At 54.6% G+C, this 19499-nt stretch carries 11 protein-coding genes and 3 pseudogenes; 11 read left to right on the top strand and 3 right to left on the bottom strand.

Annotated elements, in window-relative coordinates; genetic code table 11:
* Positions 1 to 65: 65 nt before the first annotated feature.
* Positions 66 to 887, bottom strand: a complete 822-nt coding sequence (locus ACWWJF_RS07000) for an efflux RND transporter periplasmic adaptor subunit (protein WP_455870975.1) — start codon at positions 885 to 887, stop codon at positions 66 to 68.
* Positions 888 to 931: 44 nt separating this feature from the next.
* On the opposite strand from ACWWJF_RS07000, the gene ACWWJF_RS06995 reads away from it, so the two are divergent.
* The 6 genes and pseudogenes from ACWWJF_RS06995 (at position 932) to ACWWJF_RS06970 (ending at position 7732) form a co-directional block, all read left to right on the top strand.
* A protein-coding gene (locus ACWWJF_RS06995) for an IS5 family transposase (RefSeq protein ID WP_455869046.1) occupies positions 932 to 1776 on the top strand; the annotation gives its coding sequence in 2 pieces (ribosomal slippage) (positions 932 to 1277 and positions 1277 to 1776; 846 coding nt in all).
* Between the two features lie 221 nt (positions 1777 to 1997).
* Positions 1998 to 3338, top strand: a pseudogene (locus ACWWJF_RS06990) (enolase C-terminal domain-like protein).
* Between the two features lie 91 nt (positions 3339 to 3429).
* Positions 3430 to 4706: pseudogene (locus tag ACWWJF_RS06985) on the top strand (enolase C-terminal domain-like protein).
* Between the two features lie 55 nt (positions 4707 to 4761).
* Positions 4762 to 5541 (top strand): 2-dehydro-3-deoxyglucarate aldolase, encoded by a 780-nt coding sequence (gene garL, locus ACWWJF_RS06980; protein WP_455869045.1) that lies wholly within the window; start codon positions 4762 to 4764, stop codon positions 5539 to 5541.
* A 56-nt stretch (positions 5542 to 5597) separates the two neighbouring features.
* The gene (gene garR / locus ACWWJF_RS06975) at positions 5598 to 6482 is read left to right on the top strand and encodes a 2-hydroxy-3-oxopropionate reductase (RefSeq protein ID WP_455869044.1); all 885 of its coding nucleotides are present in this window, start codon (positions 5598 to 5600) and stop codon (positions 6480 to 6482) included.
* A 107-nt stretch (positions 6483 to 6589) separates the two neighbouring features.
* The gene (locus tag ACWWJF_RS06970) at positions 6590 to 7732 is read left to right on the top strand and encodes a glycerate kinase (protein ID WP_455869043.1); all 1143 of its coding nucleotides are present in this window, start codon (positions 6590 to 6592) and stop codon (positions 7730 to 7732) included.
* A 33-nt stretch (positions 7733 to 7765) separates the two neighbouring features.
* On the opposite strand, the gene ACWWJF_RS06965 is transcribed toward ACWWJF_RS06970, so the two are convergent.
* Complete coding sequence (locus ACWWJF_RS06965; RefSeq protein WP_455869042.1) at positions 7766 to 8974, bottom strand: IS256 family transposase; 1209 nt, start codon at positions 8972 to 8974, stop codon at positions 7766 to 7768.
* 281 nt (positions 8975 to 9255) lie between these two features.
* Here ACWWJF_RS06965 and ACWWJF_RS06960 point away from each other — a divergent pair, with 281 nt between their 5' ends.
* Positions 9256 to 9906, top strand: a complete 651-nt coding sequence (locus tag ACWWJF_RS06960; RefSeq protein ID WP_455869041.1) for an RBBP9/YdeN family alpha/beta hydrolase — start codon at positions 9256 to 9258, stop codon at positions 9904 to 9906.
* Positions 9907 to 9963: 57 nt separating this feature from the next.
* On the opposite strand, the gene barA is transcribed toward ACWWJF_RS06960, so the two are convergent.
* Entirely contained in the window at positions 9964 to 12738 is a 2775-nt protein-coding gene (barA, locus tag ACWWJF_RS06955; protein WP_455869040.1) for a two-component sensor histidine kinase BarA, read from the bottom strand.
* Positions 12739 to 12798: 60 nt separating this feature from the next.
* Here barA and rlmD point away from each other — a divergent pair.
* The 4 genes and pseudogenes from rlmD to pyrG all read left to right on the top strand — a co-directional run bounded on the left by rlmD (position 12799) and on the right by pyrG (position 19456).
* Positions 12799 to 14203, top strand: a pseudogene (rlmD, locus tag ACWWJF_RS06950) (23S rRNA (uracil(1939)-C(5))-methyltransferase RlmD).
* Positions 14204 to 14212: 9 nt separating this feature from the next.
* Entirely contained in the window at positions 14213 to 16444 is a 2232-nt protein-coding gene (relA, locus tag ACWWJF_RS06945; protein ID WP_455869039.1) for a GTP diphosphokinase, read from the top strand.
* Positions 16445 to 16671: 227 nt separating this feature from the next.
* Positions 16672 to 17469 carry a nucleoside triphosphate pyrophosphohydrolase gene (mazG, locus tag ACWWJF_RS06940; RefSeq protein ID WP_455870974.1) on the top strand — a complete coding sequence of 266 codons (798 nt, stop codon included), beginning with the start codon at positions 16672 to 16674 and terminating at the stop codon, positions 17467 to 17469.
* 349 nt (positions 17470 to 17818) lie between these two features.
* Complete coding sequence (gene pyrG, locus ACWWJF_RS06935; protein ID WP_455869038.1) at positions 17819 to 19456, top strand: glutamine hydrolyzing CTP synthase; 1638 nt, start codon at positions 17819 to 17821, stop codon at positions 19454 to 19456.
* The last annotated feature ends 43 nt before the right edge of the window (positions 19457 to 19499 follow it).

The raw sequence follows: 19499 nt of genomic DNA, 5'->3' as shown, positions 1-19499 counted from the left end.
AGCGCCGTAAATGGCGATAGTACACGTCGGTTTCACTTCATTTACAACCCCACTGGCTGCCTATTTCAGCCCGCTAACCCTTGGCATATAAGGCGTTGCGGACTTGTGTATAACGAGGTGAGTTCAACCTGGCGCGAGGTGACAAACAGCTTGCCATCACGTTCATTAACCACCCACACATGCGGCTTATGCTCGGCGCTGGTATCCGGATTGAAAACCGCCTCAACCGGAACAACCACTGCCATTGCAGCCACACTGCCGGGGAGATTACCCAGGTTGATCTTCACCCTACCGCTCATGCCCGACAACAGCGGAATATCTTGCGGACGTCGCATGGTCAGCACCATACGATAGGTCAGCGCCCCTGACACCGTTTGTGCGGTGTGCTCTTTGTAGCTGGCGACAAACTCGCGTCCTGGCAGGTTGTTCAATTCAACCACAGGTTGATATTTCACATTATTGGCATCGATAAGAATAAAAAGGCTTTCGGGAATGCTGAATTCCACGTCCAGCAGTTCCAGCGCGTTTAACGTAGCAATAGATTGTCCTGCTGCGACAATTTGATAATTACGGGCGTTGACCATGGCGATAACACCGGGAAACGGAGCCCGAATGACCGTATCGTCAAGCTCTTCTTTCGCCAGTTTCAGCGCGGCCTGTGCCGAATCACGAGCGGCTCGCTGCACGTCCTGTTCAGCACGCGCCACAATGTGACGCTCGCTCAACGCCGCATAACGGGTAAATTGGGTTTGAGACAGGTTAAAAGTGGCCTGGCGATCCTGTAGACGCAGTCGCGCATCATTGCTATTAAGCTCAGCGATCACCTGCCCCTGTGTGACGGGTTCCCCTTCACGCACCAGCAACCGTTCTAGGCTGTGTCCCTTAATCCCATGAGTTATACTAACTGTTTGTTTCTACATCATTTTTAACTATGGCTCGCTACGACCTTCCCGATGAAGCATGGGCTATCATCCAGCCCTTACTCCCTGCTGAACCAGCAACACCACAGGCCGGACGCCCATGGGCTGAGCATCGCATGATTATCAATGGCATGTTCTGGGGGCTGTGCTCTGGTGCCCCATGGCGTGATTTACCTGAGCGATACGGCCCATGGAAAACCGTTTATAACCGCTTTAACCGATGGTCAAAATCGGGAGTCATTAACATTATTTTTAATAAGTTACTTTCATCACTTGATGCCCATGGCCTCGTGGACTGGTCAGCGACTGTGCTGGATGGTAGCAATATCAGGGCGCTGAAATGTGCTGCCGGTGCTCAAAAAAACATCCCGATATCACCGGAGATAATGGGCTGGGTCGCTCTCGAGGTGGTTTTGGCACCAAAATCCATATGGCTACAGACGGAAGTGGTCTTCCGTTAAACATCGTGTTGAGCCCCGGTCAGGCTCATGAAAGTCAGTTTGCACTACGTCTTTTGGACGGTATTGGTGTTCAACGCCAGAACGGCAGTATGAAACGCCGTGGTCATGCGGTACTCGCTGACAAGGCGTACTCCGGGCATGTATTACGTAACGAGCTGAAAAACAGAGGTATAAAAACTGTCATCCCCCGAAAATCCACTGAAAAAATGGCGGTGGATGGTCGTTCAAAGCTCGATCGTGACGCCTACCGCAATCGGAACGTTGTTGAGCGGTGCTTTGGCCGTCTGAAAGAATACCGTCGCATTGCGACACGTTACGACAAAACGGCGAGGAATTATCTGGCAATGTTGAAACTGAGCTGCATCCGCCTGTTTTACCAGAGGTTATGTAATTAAGGGGCACAGCCTAATTCCGTGAATGACTTCGCAATGCGTTGTGCCGAGTTACCATTTAATCATTATCCTGAGACAAAATGTTGTGCACTCGCCCAATGAGCCAATGCATGCCAGTCATTATAATTTGATGCAGTAGAGCAACGATGATGCGTGGAGATACGTTGCCCTGTAGTGAGAATCTGTCTCTTCCGCGCTGACACTGACCTCGGCTGGAACACACGATGATAAATAATACCCAGAGTACCCCGGTCATTACCGACATGAAGGTTATCCCAGTTGCCGGTTATGACAGCATGCTGTTGAACATTGGCGGCGCACACGGTGCCTACTTCACGCGTAACCTGGTGGTTTTGATCGACAGCGCGGGCCATACCGGCGTCGGTGAAGCTCCCGGCGGTGAGGTGATTTATCGCACGCTGGTCGATGCGATCCCCCGTGTGAAAGGTGAACAGATTGCGCGTATGAATCGTCTGGTGCATGACGTGCACACCGGTAACCAATCCTCCGATTTTGACGCCTTCGGCAAAGGGGCCTGGACGTTTGAACTGCGGGTCAACGCCGTGGTGGCGCTGTAAGCCGCGCTGTTGGATTTACAAGGCCTGTTCCTGGGCGTGCCCGTTGCCGAGCTGCTTGGGCCAGGCAAACAGCGTGATGAAGTCACGGTGTTAGGCTATCTGTTCTACATCGGCTATCGCACCAAAACGGATCTGCCTTATCTGCCGGGGGAAACCGGCAAGCACGAGTGGTATCACCAGCGCCATCAGGCTGCAATGAACAGCGACGCCATTGTGCGCTTGGCTGAAGCCTCCGCCGATCGTTACGGTTTCAAAGATTTTAAACTGAAAGGTGGGGGGCTGCCGGGCGAACAAGAGATTGAGTCGGTGAAAGCGTTGAAAAAACGTTTCCCGGATGCCCGCATCACTGTCGATCCCAACGGTGCCTGGCTGTTGGATTAAGCTATCCGTTTGTGCAAAGGCATGAACGGCATTCTGACCTATGCCGAAGATCCTTGTGGGGCAGAACAAGGCTTCTCTGGTCGTGAGGTAATGGCCGAGTTCCGCCGCGCTACTGGCCTGCCGGTGGCAACCAATATGATAGCCACCAACTGGCGTGAAATGAACCATGCCGTGATGTTGCAAGCCGTGGATATTCCGCTGGCGGACCCGCATTTCTGGACCATGCACGGCGCTGCGCGCGTCGCGCAATTGTGTAACGACTGGGGCCTGACCTGGGGTTGCCACTCCAATAACCATTTTGATGTGTCACTAGCTATGTTTACTCACGTTGGCGCAGCGGCTCCGGGCAATCCTACCGCGATTGATACCCACTGGATTTGGCAGGAAGGGCAGCATCTGACCAAAGAGCAGCTACAGATCGTCAACGGCAAGATTGCTGTACCCGATCGTCCTGGGCTGGGCGTTGAGCTGGATATGGCGCAAGTGATGAAGGCCCATGAGTTACACAAAAAAATGCCCAGCGGCGCGCGTAATGACGCCGCGGCCATGCAGTACCTGATCCCCGGCTGGACATTCGATCGCAAGCGTCCCGTTTTCGGTCGTTAATAAACGGGCCTGCGCAACGGGCAGGTAAACGCTTTAGTAAAGCAAGCTTCATAACGACAGCTACCGAAAGACAGACTAAAAGGATAACAACATGACCCTACAACAATCCACACCGGTTATTACCCACATGCAAGTCATTCCCGTTGCGGGACACGACAGCATGTTGCTGAACCTGAGCGGGGCGCATGCGCCTTACTTCACGCGTAATATCGTGATTCTGAAAGATAACTCAGGTCATACCGGTGTGGGCGAAATTCCCGGTGGCGAAAAAATTCGTCAAACGCTGGAAGATGCATCGGTTTTGGTGATCGGTAAAACTCTGCGCGAATATAAGAATGTCATGAATGCCGTGCGTAACCAGTTTGCCGATCGCGATGCTTCTGGACGCGGGCTGCAAACCTTCGATCTGCGTACCACCACCACGTAGTAACAGGGATCGAAGCCGCCATGCTGGACCTGCTGGGCCAGTTCCTCAACGTGCCGGTTGCCGCCCTGCTGGGTGATGGTCAACAGCGTGACGCCGTGGAAATGCTCGGTTATCTGTTCTAAATCGGCGATCGTACCAAAACGGACCTGCCGTATCAGAGCCAGCCGGATGAAAAATGCGACTGGTATCGCCTGCGTCATGAAGAAGCGCTGACGCCTGAGTCGATAGTACGCTTGGCCGAAGCCGCCTATGAAAAATACGGTTTCAATGATTTCAAACTGAAAGGCGGCGTGCTGGCCGGTAGTGAAGAGGCGGAAGCGGTTACCGCGCTGTCCAAACGTTTCCCTCAGGCGCGTATCACCCTCGATCCCAACGGTGCCTGGTCACTGGAAGAGGCCATTCGCTTGGGTAAGCAACTGCGAGGTGTGTTGGCGTATGCGGAAGATCCGTGCGGTGCAGAACAGGGCTTCTCGGGCCGCGAAGTGATGGCCGCGTTCCGCCGTGCCACTGGCTTGCCGACGGCCACCAATATGATCGCCACAGACTGGCGTCAGATGGGCCACACCATCTCTCTGCAATCGGTCGATATCCCGCTGGCGGACCCGCACTTCTGGACCATGCAGGGCTCGGTACGCGTGGCGCAGATGTGCCATGAGTGGGGCTTGACCTGGGGCTCGCACTCTAACAACCATTTCGACGTGTCGCTCGCCATGTTCACCCACGTCGGTGCTGCTGCGCCGGGCAAAATTGCCGCGCTCGATACGCACTGGATTTTGCAGGAAGGCAACCAGCGCATCACCAAAGAGCCGCTGAAAATCGTCGGTGGTATGGTTGAAGTGCCGAAGAAACCGGGGCTGGGCGCACGTGAAGATGCGGTTGGCATGCAGTATCTCATTCCTGGCTGGACGTTCGATAACAAACGCCCTTGCCTGGTTCGTTAATTCACGCTGTACGCCGCCTCATCCGGGGCGGCGCGATAAAGAGTAAGGATAAAACATGAAGACGCCATTGTTGCCAAATCGATTTCGCCAGGAGTTGACTGAGGGAAAAAACCTGATCGGTTGCTGGTGCGCGTTGGCTAACCCCATTTCTACCGAAGTGCTGGGACTGGCCAGGTTTGACTGGTTGGTGCTGGACGGAGAGCATGCGCCGAACGACATCAGCACCTTTATCCCTCAGCTGATGGCGCTCAAAGGCAGCCATAGCGCGCCGGTGGTGCGCCCGCCCTGCAATGAACCCGTCATCATCAAACGTCTGCTGGATATCGGTTTCTATAACTTCCTGATTCCGTTTGTGGAAACCGAAGAAGAAGCGGTGCGCGCGGTGGCGTCTACGCGTTATCCCCCTGCCGGTATTTGCGGTGTTTCTGTCGGTCATCGTAGCAATGCGTTCGGTACCGAACCTAACTATTTCGCCACCATCAACGACAACATCACGGTGTTGGTGCAGATCGAAACCCAGGAAGGTGTCGACAACCTGGATGCCATTGCGGCGGTTGACGGTGTGGACGGTATTTTTGTCGGACCGGGCGATCTCTCTGCGGCACTGGGCTATCTGGGGCAACCGAATCACCCGGAAGTGCAGAAAGTCATCCGCCATATTTTTGAGCGTGCGGCAGCGCACGGCAAACCGAGTGGCATTTTGGCACCGGTTGAAGCAGATGCGCGTCGTTACCTGGAGTGGGGGGCCAGCTTTGTTGCTGTTGGCAGCGATCTGGGCGTGTTCCGCGGTGCCACAGCGGCGCTGTGTGACAAATTCAAAAAGTCATTTGAATAAATCCGGGCCAGTCAGGCCATTACCGCATTTAACGATCGGACTACGGGGTTAACGTAATGAAAATTGGTTTTATTGGACTGGGTATTATGGGTAAACCGATGAGTAAAAACCTGATCAAAGCAGGTTACTCATTGGTAGTTTCCGACAGAAACAGCGCTGTGGTGGCAGAAGTGGTCGCCGCGGGTGCTACCGCCGCCGACACCGCCAAAGCGGTTGCCGAGCAGAGCGATATCATCATCACCATGCTGCCCAATTCACCGCACGTGAAAGAGGTGGTGCTGGGTGAAAACGGCGTTATCGACGGTGTACGCGAAGGCAGCATCGTGATTGATATGAGCTGCATTGCACCGCTGGCCAGTCGTGAAATTGCTGCCGCATTGGCAGAAAAAGGCATCGCGATGCTGGATGAGCCGGTGAGCGGCGGTGAGCCGAAAGCCATCGACGGTACCCTTTCCGTGATGGTGGGCGGTGACAAGGCGGTATTCGATCGCTGCTACGACGTAATGAAAGCGATGGCGGGTTCGGTGGTGCACACCGGTGACATCGGTGCAGGCAACGTGACCAAACTGGCTAACCAAGTGATCGTGGCGTTGAATATCGCCGCCATGTCTGAAGCGCTGGTGCTGGCGACTAAAGCAGGCTTAAACCCGGATCTGGTGTATCAGGCAATCCGCGGTGGGTTGGCGGGCAGCACGGTGCTGGATGCCAAAGCCCCGATGGTGATGGATCGCAACTTCAAGCCGGGCTTCCGTATCGATCTGCACATCAAGGATCTGGCGAATGCTCTGGATACTTCACACGGCGTTGGCGCGCAGTTGCCGTTAACGGCGGCGGTGATGGAAATGATGCAGGCGCTGAAAGCGGACGAACTGGGAACGGCAGATCACTGTGCATTAGCACGGTACTACGAAAAGCTGGCCAAAGTTGAAGTGACGCGCTAAGGCAACAGGTCGGTACGACGACTATTCGATACCGACCTGACATACTGACCCGTAACGACTCCGCGGCCCGTTGATACTGGTGGATCGTTTATGAAATCGGATCGTTTATGAAAATAGTTATCGCACCGGATTCTTATAAAGAAAGCCTGTCAGCACAGGAAGTTGCTACACAGATTGAAGCCGGTTTTCGGGAGGTTTTTCCTGACGCCAGCTACGTCAAGCTGCCCGTGGCGGATGGCGGCGAAGGTACGGTTGAAGCCATGGTGGCGGCAACGCAAGGGCGTATTGTCGAGGTTCAGGTTACAGGTCCGTTGGGAGACAAGATCGACGCTTTTTTCGGCCTGTCGGGTGATGAAAAAACCGCCTTTATCGAAATGGCGGCGGCCAGCGGCTTGGAACGGGTGCCTTCCGCGCAGCGTAATCCGCTGCTGACCACCAGTTATGGCACGGGCGAGTTGATTCGCAGCGCGCTGGATCATGGGGTAAAACACTGCATTATCGGTATTGGCGGCAGCGCCACCAATGACGGCGGCGCGGGCATGGCGCAGGCTTTAGGGGCAAAACTGCTGGATGCGCAGGGTGAGTCGATCGGTTTTGGCGGTGGCGCGCTGGATACGCTTAAACGTGTTGACGTCAGCGAACTGGATCAACGCATCAAAAGCTGCCGTTTTGAAGTGGCGTGCGATGTGACGAACCCGCTGACCGGTAAGCTGGGGGCTTCTGCGGTGTTCGGACCGCAAAAAGGGGCGACGCCGGCGATGATAATACAGTTAGACAATGCGCTCAAGCAGTACGCCGAGGTGATCCGTCACAGACTGGATATCGATGTAGATCAGGTACCGGGCTCTGGGGCGGCCGGTGGCATGGGCGCTGCGCTATTGGCCTTCTGTGGTGCGGAACTGCGTCAGGGTATTGAGATTGTCACCGAAGCGCTGGGACTGGATGAACTGGTGCGGGACGCGTCGCTGGTGATCACTGGTGAAGGACGCATCGATAGCCAGACGGTGCACGGTAAAGTGCCGATTGGCGTGGCGCGCGTGGCGAAGCGTTACAACAAACCGGTGGTCGGGATTGCGGGCAGCCTGACAGCGGATGTGGGCGTGGTGCACGAACACGGCTTGGATGCGGTATTCAGCGTGCTTTACAACATCTGTTCTCTGGAGGAAGCGTTGGACAACGCGGCAGCCAACGTGCGCATGACGGCACGTAACGTCGCGGCAACCATCAAGCTGGCGCAAACGCTCCAATAAGACCCTGTACATGATTCTGTGTAAATGCCTTTCTCAGTAGTGACCGTCCAGGCGGTCACCGAACTCGATAATAAAACGGCTCATTGCCATACGCCAGTCCCGCAGTGGCATCGTCCATTTCTGTGAGGCCGACTGGATTGCCAGCCACACCACCTTTTTCACTGCGCCGTCAGTCGGGAACACCTTGCGTTTTTTAATCGCATGCCGGATCACACTGTTCAGCGACTCGATGGCGTTGGTTGTGTCGATGACTTTGCGGATATCTGCCGGGTAAGCGAAGAACGTTGCCAGATTGCTCCAGTTCGTCTGCCAGCTCCGGCTTATCTGTGGATAGCGGCTGTCCCATGCGCTGGCGAATGCTTCCAGCGCCTGCTGGCCTGCTTCTTCCGTAGCGGCCTGATAGATGGCTTTCAGGTCGCGTGTGACGGCTTTGTAGTCCTTCCAAGAGACGAACCTCAGGCTGTTGCGTACCATGTGCACGATGCACAGCTGGATGCGGGCTTCCGGATACACCGCGTTGATGGCGTCCGGGAAGCCTTTCAGACCGTCGACACAGGCGATGAGGATATCGTTCAGGCCGCGGTTTTTTAGTTCTGTCAGCACATTGAGCCAGAACTTCGCGCCCTCGTTTTCGGCCAGCCACATACCCAGCAGTTCTTTCTGGCCCTCGATGTTGATACCCAGTGGCAGGAACACGGATTTATTGATGACGCGACTGTCCTGCCGGACCTTCAGGATGATACAGTCAAGGTAAACAATGGGATAGACTGCATCCAGTGGACGATTTTGCCATTCAGTAACCTGTTCCATCACGGCGTCGGTGACCTTCGAGACCAGCGCCGGTGAGACATCCGCGTCATACAGCTCTTTGAACGCAGACGCTATCTCGCGGGTGGTCATCCCTCTGGCGTACAGGGACAGGATTTGGTTATCCATCCCGGTGATCCGGGTCTGGTTTTTCTTCACCAGTTGTGGTTCGAAGGAGCCATCACGATCGCGCGGAGTACGTAGTGCCAGAGGGCCATCGCCGGTGGTCACGGTGTTTGTGGAATAGCTGTTGCGGGAGTTGGCCCCCGGTTTGGGCTGATTTTTATCGTAGCCCAGATGGTGGGACATTTCGGCGTTGAGAGCAGCCTCAACGCTGATTTTCTTCAGCAGGCGATCGAATTGGCTGAGAGCGTCAGGGGTTTTGAGATTTTTGGCCAGTTCGTTAGCCAGAGCCTGCAACTGTTTTTCGTCCATAAATTAACCTGTTTTTGATGTTGGATTGAACATATCAAAATCAGGTAATTACACGAATTTATGTACAGGGTCTCCAATAATGCTCTCTTTGCCGATTTTTTCTGGCGGCTCCTTTCTTCGTCGTCCCCGCGCTGGTGCCGGGGGCGACGCGTCATCAAAGTTCCAAAATCCATTCATTTTGCTATCACTGACGCTAACCCCTTCTGTGTTATTGGACTCGAAGCACTAAGATTCAAGTCTATCGCCAATATCTGACTTTTCAGCCCATTCAGTGAGGGTATATGAACAAATTCGCCGCGCTACTCCTTTCGATGGCAGCCGCCTTGTCGGGCTGTACCTCTCCCGTAAACACACAGCAGTCAAACAGGCATATCTACATTGTTCACGGATACGGCGCTTCACCGTCAGAGCATTGGTTCGCGTGGTTGAAAAGCGAGATGGAGAAAACGGGAGTCAGGGTGTCGATCATTGATTTACCCACCCCTGGCGATCCCCAACCGCAGGCGTGGCAACGGGCCCTCGAGACACAGGTGACATCGCTAGATAGCAACACCTATTTTGTCGCGCACAGCCTTGGCAGCATTACGCTGTTGAGGTTCCTTGAAAAACATCCGGGCAACGCGCCTATCGGCGGCTTTATTCTGGTTTCCGGTTTCAATGAGCGTCTGCCGACGCTTCCGCAGCTCGACCGCTTCATAAAACCGGATATTGATTATCGCAAACTGGTGCAGAGGGCAAGCAGCCGCGTTGTCATCGCTGCACCTGATGATAGCGTGGTTCCTTACCGATTCAGTCAGGCGTTGGCGAAATCCCTCGATGCCCTGTTCATTACGGTTGAGCAGGGTAACCACTTTCTGGCAAGTGATGGATTTACCGAATTCCCTCTGGTGCTGGCTGAGCTACAGAAGGCCATAGCCGCATCAGGGCGGTGAGCCGCTGGCGTCAGACGAGCAGCAGAATCAGGATACGCTCGGCACAATGCCTGTGGGCTACGACAAATGCGCCTGCGCAGCCCGCCGTACATTGGCGATTTCGTCGAGCAATTCCAACCACTCCGGCTCCAGTTCAAGCACGTCCGTTCCCTTACGCAGTGCGGTTTCCAGCGTGTAACTCAGTTGCTTCAAGCGTGGCACGCCGCTGTAGCCGCAACTGCCGTGCAGTTTATGAATCAGCGGCAGTGTGTCTGCCACCGGGTGGCCCGCCAACAGCGTTTCGATGTGTTGCTGCACGTCGGGCAGGGAATCCAGCAGCATTTGCAGCAGATCGCGCGCCAGATCGGGTTTATTCGCTGCCTGACGCGTTGCCAGCGACCAGTCGAGCGAGAGCTGGCTGTCATCATGTTCAGCCAGCAATTGCGCCATGCTGCCGTTCTCGCTTTCAATCGGTATACCCGGTTGTTGGGTATAACGCGCCAATACCGACGCCAGCATCTGCTCATCAATCGGTTTAGCCAGATAACCATCCATCCCCGCTTGCAGCAATGATTTGCGCTCGTCACTCAGCGAATGGGCGCTGACCGCAATAATCGGCGTACTAGCGTGGCGGGAAAGCTGGCGGATGTGCTCGCTGGCGCGAATGCCATCCATGCCGGGCATTTGGATATCCATCAGGATGACGTCGATATCCTGCATTGCCGCCTGCGCGATAGCCTCTTCACCGCTGTCGCACAACAAGATGTTTTCCACCTGCTCTTCCAGCAGAGTGCCGATCAGTTTCAGGTTAGCCGGATTGTCATCCACCGCCATCACACACAGCGGCAAGCGCTGTGTGGGCAGCGTTGCTGGTTGCGTTACTGGCAGCAACGATAGCTGCTGGATCAACAGACCTTCCTGTATTAAGGGCAACAGGCGTACCGAGGAAAGGGGTTTACTCAGACAGGCGTGGATACCGAAGGATTTCAACTGTTCAGCATCCATTTGCGCCAGACTGGGCAAGGCCAAAATAACACAAGCTGCTTTGCGGCTCATGTCGCGCAACTGTGAGGTGTAATCCAGCAAGTTATTACGATGCCGGAGGGGAACGCCGAGCAGCAAAATATCGAAATGTTGCGGCGGTAACTGTTCAAGGGTCGCGCTAAAGTGCACCTGCAACGGCGTTTGCCCCAGAATATCTAATCCGGCTTGCGCGGCGGAGGCGTTGGCTTCCACATAGGCAATGCTGTGTCCTTGCAGTACGGAGAGATTGTTCTCTGCCATGCTGCTGTGCGGATCGCAGGTTAGCGTAATGTGGAACCAAAAGGTGGATCCTTGGTTTACCGCGCTTTGGAAGCGAATATAGCCGCCCATCTCTTTCACCAGTCGCTGGGTGATAACCAGCCCGAGCCCGGTGCCTCCGTGGCGGCGGGAAATGCTGGTATCTGCCTGCCGAAATGCCTGAAACAACTGTGTCTGCTGTCCCTCGGCGATGCCAATACCGGTATCTCGGATCTGAATTTCCAACTCCAGCTGTTTATGGCTTTGACGGTGGCGTTCAATGCGGATATCGATATTGCCCTTTTCGGTGAATTTGATGGCATTGCCCAGCAGATTGGTGATCACCTGTTGCAGACGCATCGGATCGCCGATAAAACGTTCGGGTACGCCGGGCTGAATGTTGAGCGTCAGCTCTAATCCCTTTTCATGGGCAGTGTGCGCTAACAGCGTGATGACATCATCCAGCGTGTTATGCAGTGAGAATGGGATGTTTTCCAACACCAGCTTGCCCGCTTCGAGCTTGGAGAAATCCAGCACGTCATTGATGATGGTCAGCAGGTTGTTGGCGGAACGCTCGATAGTGCGCAAATAGTCGGTCTGGGTGGCGGTTAACGTAGTTTTCAGCGTTTGACGGGTGAAACCGATCACGCCGTTAAGCGGGGTACGCAGCTCGTGCGACATGTTGGCTAAAAACTCGGACTTGATACGCGCGGCCTCTTGCGCCCGCTTTTTCGCCAAATCCAGCTCGACGTTCTGGATCTCCATCTGTTCTAGCGTCTCTCTCAGATCGTAAGTGGCCTGATCGATGTTTTGCTGCATCTCCTCGTGGTAGGCCGTCAGGGACATCGCCATGGCGTTGATGCCATTCTTCAGCATATCCAACTCGCCCAGCATGCACCCTTCTGCACGGCTATCCAATTGACCGCGACGGATACGATCGACGGTATCCACCATATTGCGTATCGGCATGGTGACATCGCGCACCAGACGGTAGGCGAACAGACCGGCAATCGCCATGCACAGCAGCATCAACAGCGTGGCGATAAACGTCTCCTGATACTGTTGCAGCATGATGGAGTCGGTATCCAGCTCCAGCAACACATACCCCACGGTCGCGCCGGAGCGCTCGACCTTGCCCGCATGACGGGTGAATTCCGGGCCGATGGTGATAGGCATATGCAGTAACAGCTTGTCATCAACCTGGTGGGAATGTAGCCCTGACGGCATCGACTGCTGTTTTACCGCATCAATCAGTTGGGTGATATGGCGCGAATCGGTGCTGAATAACACCTGATGTTGTGCGTTAGTGATGATAATGGCGCGTACAATGTCGGAATGACGCCGATGCAGCATATTGATTAGCGGCTGAATCATCTCCTGCTGGTTGGCTACCAGCGAATAGGCAGCGACGGCGGAAAGCGGCTCAATAATACTGGCCCCCGCGCTGGCAAGCTGGTCCTGCAACTGATTGCTGCGGTTAATAACGAAGAAGGTACTGAGCATCAACCCGATAATCAATGTTGGAGCCAGAATCAGTATCATCATGCGGGCACGCAGACTGTATTTGGTCATGAGGTTCCAATGTGGGAGAATTAGGCCCAGACGTTCAGCTTAAAGACACAATAGCAAACTATGGCGCAATTCTACTCTCCAAACCGGCGTGTGACGACCCGGCAAACCATTAACGTGACCGTGACCGATCTCGATCCCTTCGGACAGGGTGTAGCGCGTCATCAAGGCAAAACCGTTTTTGTGCCCGGCGTGTTGCCGGAAGAGCAGGCGGAAGTCCGACTGACCGAAGATAAACGTCAGTATGCGCGCGCTGAACTTAAACGGCTGCTGACGCGCAGTGCGCAACGTGTGGAACCGGGCTGTCCGCACTTTGGCGTGTGCGGTGGCTGCCAGCAGCAGCATGCCGATGTCGCGTTGCAACAGCGCAGCAAATCGGCCGCGCTGCAAAAGCTGATAACGCGAGAAACCGGACAAACGCTGATGGATATTGGACTGATTGCGGGGCCGGCCTATGGTTACCGTCGGCGTGCGCGTCTTGCGTTATACTTTTTGACGTGAGACAAACCTGCGTCAGCGGGCGGAAAAGCTTCAGCCCGCGCCAAATCAGTGCCTCAACCCGCGTCGGGTTTGCGCATGGGATACCGCCAGGGGCAATCGCACGATGTGGTGGATATCGCGACCTGCTCAGTGTTGGCACCGGAACTGGATGTACTGTTAGCGTCACTGCCTCAGCCAGTTGCAAGGGGTGAAACGGCTCGGCCATGTGGAACTGGTGCTGGCGGATAACGGCCCGCTGCTGGTGTTGCGTCACCTTGATGCCCTGAGCGCGGCGGATACCGATGCTTTACGCGCGTTTTCCGCAGCCCAGCAGGTGGCTATCTATCTGGCACCGGAGGCCGATATCGTCATCCCTCTGACGGGCGACACGCCGGTTTATCGTGTGAACGACATGACGCTCGCCTTAAGCCCACGCGACTTTATTCAGGTCAATGACGCGGTGAATCAGCAGATGGTAGCACAGGCACTGGCGTGGCTGGATGTGCAGCCGCAAGACCGTATTCTGGATCTGTTTTGCGGCATGGGCAATTTCACACTGCCGCTGGCAACGCGTGCGGCAGAGGTGATCGGTGTCGAAGGTGTGCCAGCGCTGGTGGAGAAAGGACGAGAGAATGCGCGCCGTAACGGCTTGTCTAACGTCACATTTTCTCACCAAAATCTCGACGAGGATGTTGCGCAACAGTCCTGGAGCGCCAAGGGATTTGATAAGATACTGCTAGACCCGGCACGCGCCGGGGCGGCGGAAGTGATGCCGCAAATTGTTAAACTTGCACCACAGCGTGTGGTCTATGTTTCGTGTAACCCCACCACGTTGGCGCGGGACAGTAAAGTGTTGTTGGCCGCAGGTTACACGTTGGCGCAGGTCGCCATGTTGGATATGTTTCCTCACACCGGCCACCTTGAATCGATGGCACTGTTTTTGCAGCGTTCTGGTAAGGCGGCACGCTCTGGCAAAGCGGCATTGTAGGGAGAGTTTATGGTTGCGGTAAGAAGTGCGCATTTGAATACGGACGGCGAGTTTGTGCCAGATGCCTGGATTGCATCGTTGGGCATCAATAATCAGCAGTCGTGTGAACGCTTAGCCGAGACTTGGCGCTATTGTGAACAGCACACGCAGGGGCACCCCGATGCGATGTTGCTGCTGTGGCGCGGTATTGAAATGGTGGAGATCCTCTCCACCCTCACCATGGACAACGACAGCATGCGCGCGGCGATGCTGTTCCCGTTGGCTGACTCCGGCGTGGTGGATGAAGACACGCTGCGTGACGCTTTTGGCAAGAATATCGTCGATTTGGTGCACGGCGTGCGCGATATGGATGCGATTCGTCAACTGAAAGCGACGCAACACGATTCCGTTGCCTCCGAGCAGGTAGACAATATCCGCCGTATGCTGCTGGCGATGGTGGAAGATTTCCGCTGCGTGGTGATCAAACTGGCGGAGCGCATTGCGCACCTGCGTGAAGTGAAAGATGTGCTGGAAGAAGAGCGCGTGCTGGCGGCCAAGGAATGTACCAACATCTACGCGCCTTTGGCGAACCGCCTCGGTATCGGCCAGCTCAAGTGGGAGCTGGAAGATTTCTGTTTCCGTTATCTGCATCCGGATGAATACAAAAAAATCGCCAAACTGTTGCACGAGCGGCGTATTGACCGTGAACAGTACATTGACGATTTTGTCAAAACCCTGCGCACCGCGATGGCGGGCGAGGGCGTCAAGGCTGAAGTCTATGGCCGACCCAAGCATATCTACAGCATCTGGCGCAAGATGCAGAAAAAATCCCTGTCGTTTGATGAACTGTTTGATGTGCGCGCTGTGCGTATTGTGGTTGAACGCTTGCAGGATTGCTATGCGGCGCTCGGTATCGTTCACACCCACTACCGTCACCTGCCCGACGAGTTCGACGATTACGTGGCAAACCCGAAGCCTAACGGCTACCAGTCCATCCATACGGTGGTATTGGGGCCGAGGGGCAAAACTCTTGAAATCCAGATTCGCACCAAACAGATGCATGAAGATGCAGAATTGGGTGTTGCTGCGCACTGGAAATACAAGGAGGGCGCGGTTGCGGGGGGACGCTCCGGTTACGAAGGGCGCATTGCCTGGCTGCGCAAGCTGCTCACCTGGCAAGAAGATATGGCCGATTCAGACGAAATGCTGGACGAAGTACGCAGCCAGGTGTTCGACGATCGTGTCTACGTGTTTACGCCAAAAGGCGACGTGGTCGATCTGCCAATCGGCTCTACGCCGCTGGATTTTGCCTACCACATTCATAGCGATATTGGGCATCGCTGCATCGGGGCCAAAATTGGCGGGCGCATTGTGCCCTTTACCTACCAGTTGCAGATGGGCGATCAGATTGAAATCATCACTCAGAAGCAGCCGAACCCGAGCCGCGATTGGTTGAACCCGAACCTGGGTTATATCACCACTAGCCGTGGCCGTTCCAAGATCCATAACTGGTTCCGCAAGCAAGATCGTGACAAGAATATCCTGGCAGGGCGCCAGATTCTGGATAACGAGCTGGAACATTTGGGGATCAGCCTCAAAGCAGCAGAGAAGCTGCTGCTGCCGCGCTATAACATCAACTCGCTTGATGAACTGCTGGCCGGTATTGGCGGCGGGGATATTCGCCTTAACCAGATGGTGAACTTCCTTCAGGCGCAGCTCAATCAACCCAGCGCCGAGGAGCAGGATCGCGAAGCGCTGCGTCAACTTACCCAGCAGAAAGCGCCAGCGCAGAACAGCCGCAAAGACAGCGGCCGTGTTGTGGTAGAAGGGGTTGGCAATCTGATGCATCATATCGCGCGGTGCTGCCAGCCGATCCCGGGCGATGAGATCATCGGTTTCATTACGCGCGGACGCGGTATCTCTATCCACCGCGCTGACTGTGAGCAGTTGGACGATCTGCGCAGCCATGCGCCTGAGCGGATTGTCGATGCCGTCTGGGGGGAAAGCTACTCCAGCGGCTATTCGCTGACGGTGCGCGTAACCGCCAACGATCGTAGTGGGTTACTGCGCGATATCACCACCATTCTGGCGAACGAAAAGGTGAACGTGCTGGGCGTGTCCAGCCGCAGTGATACCAAACAGCAGATCGCGGTGATCGACATGGAGATAGAGATCTACAACCTTCAGGTATTGGGACGGGTGCTCGCGAAGCTCAACCAACTGCCGGATGTCATTGACGCGCGTCGCCAGCAAGGAGCGTAATTTTTTACGTAGGTCCTCACTTTGTCATCCCCGCGCAGGCGGGGATCTATCACGGAATATACCCAAAATAATTCGCGTTGCAGGAAGGCGGCCAGTGAGGGAATCCTCAGGTAAGTGATTCGGGTCAGCGAAAGCAGTCAACGCACCTGCAACGTGAGGTATGACGGGTATAAACGCGTTTCTCCAGTAAGGGGGCCACGCGATTTTTATTGATTCAGGAATCAGGCATGACAGCAGCGGCTATTGAACGTCTTCTTTACATTATGAATACATTGCGCGATCCGGAAAATGGTTGCCCGTGGGATCGCAAACAAACCTTTGACACGATCGCGCCCTACACGCTGGAAGAGACCTACGAAGTGCTGGATGCTATTGCGCGTCAGGATTTCGACGATCTGCGCAGCGAATTGGGCGATCTGTTGTTTCAGGTGGTGTTTTACGCCCAGATGGCGCAAGAGCAGGGGTTGTTTGATTTTTCTGCGGTGTGCGACGCGATAAGCGACAAACTGGAGCGGCGACATCCGCATATTTTTGGCGATGCGACGCTCACCGACAGTGACGCGGTGCTTGCCAACTGGGAGCAAACCAAAGCCCAGGAGCGCGCTGAAAAAGCCCGATACTCGGCGTTGGACGATATTCCTGACGCGTTGCCCGCCTTGATGAAAGCGCACAAAATCCAGCAGCGTTGCGCGTCAGTCGGTTTCGACTGGAACAGTCTGGGGCCATTGGTCGACAAAGTGTATCAAGAGATTGATGAAGTGATGCATGAAGCCCGGCAGGCAGTAGTGGATGAAGAAAAGCTGGCCGAAAAAGTGGGCGATTTATTGTTTGCTACGGTCAATCTCTCACGCCATCTTGGTCAAAAAGCCGAAAATGCGCTTCAGGCGGCAAACCGCAAATTCAGCCGCCGTTTCCGTCAGGTAGAACAAATTGTTATCGCCTCGGGAAAAACAGTTGAACAGGCGACGCTTGAGGAAATGGACGCGGCTTGGGAACAGGTAAAACGTCAAGAAAAGGCCAGTTAAGATATTTTTATCGTATTACTGCATTTTTCTGATGGCTTTGTTATTTATCTTTATGATTTTTAATCAGATGTTTCATGCTATTTGTGCGTGATACATCGGTTTAGCCACGACGTTATGATCGCCACAATGATGAAAAGCAACATTTGTAGCCTTCATCAGGTTCAGGTATACTACTTTCCCGTCTTGGTACTCCATCGTTATACCCGTCATACTTCAAGTTGCAGGTACGTTGGCTGTGCTCGCTCACCCTAGTCACTTACTTGAGTAGGCTCCTAGGGATTCGTTTGCTTGCCCCCTTCCTGCAACTCGAATTATTTTGGGTATATAAACCTAAACTCTCAGGTTCAGCATGACAACTAATTATATTTTTGTGACCGGCGGGGTCGTATCCTCTCTGGGTAAAGGCATTGCCGCAGCCTCTCTGGCGGCTATTCTCGAAGCCCGTGGCCTCAACGTTACTATCATGAAACTGGACCCGTACATCAACGTGGATCCGGGCACGATGAGCCCGACGCAGCACGGTGAAGTGTTTGTCACCGAAGACGGCGCGGAAACCGATCTTGACTTGGGCCACTACGAACGCTTTATCCGTACCAAAATGACGCGCCGCAATAACTTCACCACCGGCCGTATCTACTCTGATGTGCTTCGCAAAGAGCGCCGTGGCGACTACCTGGGTGCAACCATTCAGGTGATTCCACACATCACCAATGCCATTAAAGAACGCATCATTGAAGGCGGTGAAGGCCATGACGTGGTGCTGGTGGAAATCGGCGGCACCGTCGGCGATATCGAATCTCTGCCGTTCCTTGAAGCGATTCGGCAGATGGCGGTGGAAGTGGGCCGCGAGCATACCCTGTTCATGCACCTGACGCTGGTACCGTACCTGGCGGCAGCAGGCGAAGTGAAAACCAAGCCGACTCAGCACTCGGTAAAAGAGCTGCTTTCTATCGGTATTCAGCCGGACGTGCTGATTTGCCGTTCCGATCGCACCGTGCCCGCCAACGAGCGTGCAAAGATTGCTTTATTCTGTAATGTGCCGGAAAAAGCAGTAATCTCCTTAAAAGATATTGATTCGATTTATAAAATCCCGGCGCTCTTGAAATCGCAGGGATTGGACGATTATATTTGTAAACGATTCAGCTTGAGTTGCGCCGAAGCAGACCTGTCCGAATGGGAACAGGTTGTCTATCAGGAAGCCAATCCGGGTGGTGAAGTCACCATTGGCATGGTCGGCAAATATGTCGCACTGCCGGATGCCTACAAGTCGGTGATCGAAGCCCTGAAGCACGGCGGGCTGAAAAATCGCCTGACCGTCAACATCAAGCTGATCGATTCGCAGGGTGTAGAAACCCGCTGCGTCGAAGTTCTCAAAGATCTTGATGCTATCTTGATCCCAGGGGGGTTCGGCTACCGCGGTGTTGAGGGTAAAATCATGGCGGCGCGTTACGCCCGTGAGAATAGCATCCCTTATCTGGGTATTTGCCTGGGAATGCAGGTCGCTTTGATGGAATTTGCCCGTAACGTTGTGGGTATGGAAGCGGCAAACTCTACGGAATTTGTGCCAGACTGTAAGTACCCGGTTGTTGCGCTGATCACCGAATGGCGTGATGAAGACGGTAACCTTGAGGTGCGCAGTGAAGAGAGCGACCTGGGTGGCACCATGCGCGTGGGCGGTCAACCCTGCCACCTGGCGGAAGGCAGTCTGGTGCGCGAGATGTACGGTGAGGCAACCATTATTGAACGCCACCGTCACCGCTATGAAGTGAACAACATGCTGTTGAAACAAATTGAAGCGGCGGGATTGCGTGTTGCTGGTCTTTCCGCCGACCGCAAGCTGGTGGAGATTGTTGAACTCCCTGAGCATCCGTGGTTCGTGGCCTGTCAGTTCCATCCGGAATTTACGTCGACGCCACGAGATGGGCATCCCCTGTTTGCCGGTTTTGTTAAAGCCGCTGGCGCGTATCAAAAGCGTCAGGTGAAGTAAGGGTTTTTCAGCAACGCGCGGTCCAGTACCGCGCGTTGTTCGT

Source organism: Symbiopectobacterium sp. Eva_TO, assembly GCF_053848865.1.
Note: the sequence above shows the minus strand (reverse complement) of the source record. Positions and strands in the feature narration are given on the sequence as shown.